General features: G+C 41.5%; 7 protein-coding genes. 2 read left to right on the top strand and 5 right to left on the bottom strand.

Annotated features, from left to right (window positions below; genetic code table 11):
* From WC310_05695 to thpR, 5 genes are all read right to left on the bottom strand, one after another.
* Positions 1 to 1,052: histidine kinase N-terminal 7TM domain-containing protein (locus WC310_05695; protein ID MFA5359274.1), on the bottom strand; the 1,052-nt coding region annotated here is incomplete at its 3' end.
* A complete protein-coding gene (locus WC310_05700) occupies positions 1,049 to 2,326 on the bottom strand; it encodes an FAD-dependent oxidoreductase (protein MFA5359275.1) in 1,278 nt (425 codons plus the stop codon). The genes WC310_05695 and WC310_05700, both read right to left, overlap by 4 nt.
* A gap of 11 nt (positions 2,327 to 2,337) precedes the next feature.
* On the bottom strand, positions 2,338 to 3,315 hold the full coding sequence (locus tag WC310_05705) for a hypothetical protein (protein ID MFA5359276.1): 978 nt from the start codon (positions 3,313 to 3,315) through the stop codon (positions 2,338 to 2,340).
* Between the two features lie 260 nt (positions 3,316 to 3,575).
* Complete coding sequence (gene murC / locus WC310_05710) at positions 3,576 to 4,946, bottom strand: UDP-N-acetylmuramate--L-alanine ligase (GenBank protein MFA5359277.1); 1,371 nt, start codon at positions 4,944 to 4,946, stop codon at positions 3,576 to 3,578.
* A gap of 38 nt (positions 4,947 to 4,984) precedes the next feature.
* Positions 4,985 to 5,560 (bottom strand): RNA 2',3'-cyclic phosphodiesterase, encoded by a 576-nt coding sequence (thpR, locus tag WC310_05715; protein MFA5359278.1) that lies wholly within the window; start codon positions 5,558 to 5,560, stop codon positions 4,985 to 4,987.
* A gap of 348 nt (positions 5,561 to 5,908) precedes the next feature.
* On the opposite strand from thpR, the gene WC310_05720 reads away from it, so the two are divergent.
* Together WC310_05720 and WC310_05725 are read left to right on the top strand one after the other, a co-directional pair.
* Entirely contained in the window at positions 5,909 to 6,214 is a 306-nt protein-coding gene (locus WC310_05720; protein ID MFA5359279.1) for a hypothetical protein, read from the top strand.
* Between the two features lie 4 nt (positions 6,215 to 6,218).
* On the top strand, positions 6,219 to 6,395 hold a 177-nt coding region (locus tag WC310_05725), incomplete at its 3' end, for a Sua5/YciO/YrdC/YwlC family protein (protein ID MFA5359280.1).

Genomic DNA, 6,395 nt, shown 5'->3' on the forward strand with positions numbered 1-6,395 from the left:
CGGGCAGGTATTTTGCCATAATTTCCCTCGTTGGCCATGCTTAAATATCCCTGAATCACTGACAGCGGACTGCGCAAATGATGCTGGGTGGAAAGCAAAAATTGCGTTTTGGCGGCATCCAGCCGCTTCAAATCCGCCGACAATGTTTCCGCCTCCCGGCGTAACTCCCTTTCTCTTACCGCGGCCAACTCCGCTTCCTCTCGCCTTCTGCCTTCGTTTTCGATGGCATTTACCAAGTAATATCCAAAAATAAAAAATAAAATAACTATAACAATATTCAAAATTCTCCAACCGACATCTGAAACAGTGAATACTTGGCTTAATAAAATTAGACCCATTATCCCTACCAAAAACTCAGTAATAATGACCTTAACTTTAAAAAGACGATGCTTTAAAATAGCATAAGCGACAAATACGGTTAAAGCGACAGTCAACCCCGGGGATAGCCAATACAGCTTAAAATTGCCCGCAAGAGGTAAAAAAATCCCAAAAATTACACCCGCTAAAGCCGAAATTAAAGAACCGATAGTAACAAAAAATAATTGTGCTCGCAGATATTTGTCCGCTATTTGAAGGTATTTGCTAAATAATATTATAAAACTAACGGCAAAATAAATGATTATATAGAAAGAATAAAAATAAAAATTGGGCAAACTAAATATGAATCCCTTATAACCGTCTATAAACAAAGCCTGTTTCAAAATACCAAAATGAATAACTATTAAAAAAGCGGCTAAACTCGGAAATCCAATTAAAAAATGTAAGTAAGGCTTAATCTTCTGTTCATGGGGAAAATTTAAACTGAAATAAAGGAAAAAATAAACAATTGGAATTGTAGCGGCCCAAAGAACCACACTCCATATTTTTAGAAGTTCGCCATCCACGCTTCTAAACATAAACATGCAAAATGTCCAAAAAGCGGCGCTCGAAACCACCAAAGAATAAAACAAATTTGCTTTCGTCCTTGAGCTTCTAAAATATATCAAAAATGCCAAAATAAAATTGGCAATGGTCATTATTAAAAGGTAAATATCTATTGGCGTTTCTATCATAATATTTTTGCCAATCGCTTAGATAACGCAACTATTGTTAAAATCGGAGGCAATCCGGGAGCTTCCGGCAAAACACTGGCATCGCTAACAAAAAGGTTTTTTATTTTTGTTTCTTGATTTTTATCAACGACAACCCCAATAGCCGCGGTTCCCCCCGGATGAGCACCGCGCGGCTTGGTGGTAATCATTGAGTTGGGATTAATGTTTGATTCAATTAGAATCTTCTTTGCTATTTCGTTTCCTAAATTCAATTTCATTTTATCGCTGTCAGTAATTGTCTTGCTGATTTTCCCATTCGCATATATCCGACCGACCATATCGTCTTTAATTTTAATCATTATCCCCAATACTTTATCGCGCCTTATAGCATGTTGATAATATTTAGCATCAGTCATAAACAAACTAAGCGGTGTATCCAAAAAAGTAGACAAGATAAAACCTTTTTCCTCATAAAAATCATCATTAACTATCGCCATTGATGGCTCTCTGGATAATCCAACATCAGCAATACCATAGACAACCGTATAAAGATCGCAAAACAACCTGTTGCCAGCGGAAATTCCTATTTTTTGCAGTATTACGGGTGTTTCTATCGCGCCCGCAGCAAGAATAATTTTTCCCGCCGAAATCTCCATCGCCTCATTGCGCGCTCTTCCCTCCACGCCAACTGCTTTATTTTCTGAAATAATAATATTATCCAATTCAAAATTAGTAACCATCAATGCGCCGCAATCCTGCGCTTTTTCAATAAAATCCAAAGCAGTCCATTTGGCCCTCGGTACACAACCCAAAACGCAATTACCGCAAGAAACGCACTTTGAAAAATCGACAAATTTGGGCATAGGAACAAAATTATAACCAATTTTTTGAGATGATTCTATAATTCTTTTCGTACCGTCTCCCATTAATTTTAAATCAAAGGGCTTAACCGCTAATTCAATCTCGGTTTCCTTTATTTCTTCGGTTATATCAATATCTAAATATTTTAATTCTTTTTCTAAAGATCTAACGCCGTTGCCGCAGCTTACAACAGTTGATCCTCCGGCCATTATCGTTCTGTAAATAATATTTCCCTCCTTACTGTTCAATCTTCCGAATTTATCATAAAAATTAATAGCTGCCTGTTCGGTTCCAACTCGCGAAACTATCGATCCTTTTTCTAAAATAATAACTTTCTTGCCCCGTTTTGCCAATTCATAGGCAATAGTAGCCCCACCGGCGCCCGAACCAATTACGATAAAATCGGTTTCAATTTTTTTTACTTCAGCCGCCATATATGCGTTATTTATCGGATTTTAGTTATTTTATCATCGGACGATAACAAAATAGAGCGAACAGGCTTGCCAAAGCTTGTAAATGAAGCGTGTCTAAAGCAATATTTTTTACCCCATTCTTTTGTCGTTTCAAGAAAAGATTTATCGATATTGCCAACATGATGCTTTTTGTCTCCTTCCAGTGCAAGCATCGCGGTTTCGATCAGACAAGCAAATGTGCTTCCCTTGGGCGGCCCCATTAAAAATTTTAGATCGATATCGTTTATATCCACATAATCACCGTCAATTTTTACGATATCCGGTCGTTGCTCGGCAACAACCTGCCCAAGATTCACCGGCTGAGCAATATCATAAACCACAGCATTTCTTTTTAAATCCGCGCTTTTTAATAAGTATGAAGGATGCGATGTTGCAGTTATTACAAAATCGGCATCAATAATTGAGCCTACATTGGTCGAAGCCGCTAAAATATATTGGGATAGCCCTTCGCGCGCCATTCTTTTTTTGATTAACTCAATTTTCTCGGGAACGCTTTCAACAAGTATCAGGCGATAACCCTTTTGCGCCAAAAAAACACACAGCTCGCGCCCAATCAACCCGTAAGCGCCCACCACTGCAACCTTATCGCGCACAAAATCAAAATTAAATTTTTGCAAAATTATTTCTATTCCCTGGCGGGCAATCGCTACGGTAAAAGTATCTCCATGCGTTACGGCAAGTTTTACTCCCGGCTGTTTTATCACCCAATCACCGCCGTCAGTAACGGAAGTAATTAATGATCCAAGGCCGACAACATCAATTTTTAATTCATTTTGCGCATAAAGGATCGCGTCCAGAACTCTTCTTCTTACTTTTTCAATCGGCAAAGACATCATTTGCCGGCCATTCAACAATACGGCAATAATATACCCTTCGGTCTCTTTTCCGGCTCTTTTGAATTTAAATTTGGAACATACTGTAAACCCCGCTCTTCCATACAGCAATTTCATAATTGCGCTAACCAAAAAACTCGGAATGCAACGAGAAAACCAAAAACGCCTCGTCACATCAAAATTGTCTCTGGGATGTATTAGAAATGCAAATTTACTCATAAAAAATTTTTGCGATTCAAGCAACCGCTTATTTTACTAAAATATTTATCATTTGGCGGAACGCCGGAAAATATTCAATGATTGCCCAAATAAAGATTATAAAAAATCCGATGATTAAAATTGCGTCGATCAATTTGTCCATTTTTTTTACAATTTTATTATACTCTATTTCTTGGTTGGAAAACACCAAGAACAAGCTTGCCGTTATTTTTTGGCGCCAGCTTTTTCGACAAATCGTAAATATCGCCGGCGCCCATAACGAGAACAATCTCGCCGCCCTTAACCTCTTTTTTCAATTTTGCAAAAATTTCATTTTTCGCCGCATATTCAACCGATTCCTTGCGGATTTGTCCGACTAATTTTTGGCTGCTGACTTTTTTTGAAATCGCGGCTGATTCGCGGCCGGCAACTTGGTAAATATCGGTGATAAAAATTTTATCCGCCGGCGCGCCGCGCAAAACATCAACGAACCGGTCAAATAATAAATGCGTGCGCCACGCCTGATGGGGCTGGAAAACGCAGATAATTTTTCTCCCGGGCCATCCGGCCCGGGCGGCCTCCATTGTCAGTTTTATTTGCGTTGGATGATGGCCGTAATCCGAAACCACAGTGATCTTTTTGCCGCCGATAATCCCCCGCTGACATTCAAATCTCCGCCACGCCCCGCTGTATTCCGCCAAGGACTTAAATATTTTTTTGTCGCTGATCTTCAGCCACCGCCCCACGGCCAACGCCGCCAGCGCGTTAGCAACATTGTGTTCGCCGGGAACGCGCAAAATTCGGCGCAACGGTTTTGCCTCTGGCTGGGTAAGCGAATATTTCTTAATTACCGGCCCGGTTTTTTTTGCGTGCAAAACAAATTTTGCCACATTCGCGTCATCAATGCACGCCATAAGCGCGCCCTGCCGGGGCAAATGAGCCGCAAACTCCGCAAACGCCTGAATTAATTCAGCCTCGTTTGCGTAGCACTCCATGTGATCCATCTCAATGTTGGTCATTACAATAACTTCGGGCCAATAATTTAAAAACGACTTATCGTATTCGCACGCCTCAATGACAAGATATTCTGATTTTCCCGCGCGGAAATTGCTGTTGCCAAATTCCCGGACTTTGGTACCGACGATTATTGTCGGGTCAAGCTTGGCCTTAATCATCATCAACCCTATCATCGCCGTAGTCGTGCTTTTGCCGTGAGCGCCCGCCACCGCGATTGTCTTGTGGGTTCTGGACAGCTGGCCCAAAGCCTCCGGATAGCTGATCGCCTTGATTCCGAGAGCTTTTGCCTCGTCAATCTCCGGATCGTCCTTCCTGACAGCAGGACTGTAAACAAGCAAATCCGGCAGTAATTTTTTCAAACTCCTTGGACCGATATGGATTTTTGCGCCGAGGCTTTTTAGCTCTCTGGTAATCTCCGAAGCCTTGATATCCGAACCCGACACGCTCCATCCCTGGTACAAATAATATCGGGCCAAAGCCGAAACGCCGATCCCTCCGATGCCGACAAAATGAATTTTAAGATTACCATGCATAAAATTTCTATTTCTAATTTTCGGTAAATATTTTGCTCCTATTCCCCCAATCTCGCGCTTTCAAGAACAGTGTATTTCGGTCCGCCGCGCTTCATCTCGCTTTCCACAATCTCGATCGACTCAACCAGAAAAACACGGTTTATTTTTTCATCGATGACAGGAATTTCCTCAACCTCCATCTGCCGAAATCCGGCCTGAAAGAGCCGCGCCAAAGTAATGTGCGCGGCAAAACCGCAGTTTTCGCCGCCCTTCGAATCCGCGCCGGCAAACTCATAAAGAGTATTTTCCAAATCGCGCTGTAACTGTCCCAATTCTTCGGATCTTTCGCCTTCGACCCAAACCATTCGCGGCCGTTTTCCCTCCGGACCATAAAGAATCCTATTCAAATTTAAATCGAACGGATCATGGCGCTTGGCTACTTGGGCGACTGTTTTGCAAATTTCACAAACCTCTTGATCGTTGGCGCTGCCCAAAAAAATCAAGGTGATATGCAGATTTTCGGTTTTGGCCCAGCGCGCCGGCAATTCCGGCCAGCGCTCCCGAAACGAACCCAATTCGTTCTTCAGTTTTTCCGGCAGATTGATGGAAATAAATATCCGATGCAAATTATTCATAATTGATTCATCTTGCTTGTATTAAATTTAAACTAATTTAGCAAAAAATGAAAGATGGGCGCAAATCATGTTAAAATAATATCATGAAAGAAATTTATCTGTATAAAAAATGGCTGCAATCGCCGAATTTATCGCTAAAGAATAAAAAAACACTTTGGCATATCACACAGTTCTCCGGTATCATTTTATGAAAATTCAAATATCTGACGGATACATCTGCGAATACTATTCGTAAAACATACAATATAGAAAATTCCCGAAATGCGCCAAATTTGACAAAACTCTTATTGATGCGCTAAAAAATAACAATACTGATATGATTTTCAATTTTGCTTCGGAAAAAAATATATGAAAATAACTATCAATGGACCATTCAAAATAAACATCAACAACATGATGCGCAACCTTGGATATCACTTCCAGGGCGAAGACCCCACTGCCCGGGAATTGGGGTTTACCCGGCCAAAAATCGGCTACCCGCGCCTTCATTTGTTCATTAAGCCGGACAAGGAGAGTTTTATTTTAAGCCTACATCTTGATCAGAAAAAACCGGCCTATAAAGGAGCCGTCGCTCATTCGGGCGAATACGACGGTCCGGTGGTGGAACGCGAAATGGCGCGCATCGAACAGTACCTGGAAAGTTGTAAACGCTGACGACATGGAAATTATTTCATTAACGCCAAAAAAATTTCAGACTGCGGTGGAAACCGCGGCGCGCGCAATTCAGAATGGCGGAGTTATCGTCGCGCCCACCGACACGGTTTACGGTTTGCTGGCCGATGCCGCCAACAAAACCGCGATACAAAAAATTTATACAGTCAAAAAACGGCCGAGC

The organism is Patescibacteria group bacterium (assembly GCA_041653535.1).
Taxonomy (GTDB): Bacteria; Patescibacteriota; Patescibacteriia; order JACRDY01; family JACRDY01; genus JBAZFH01.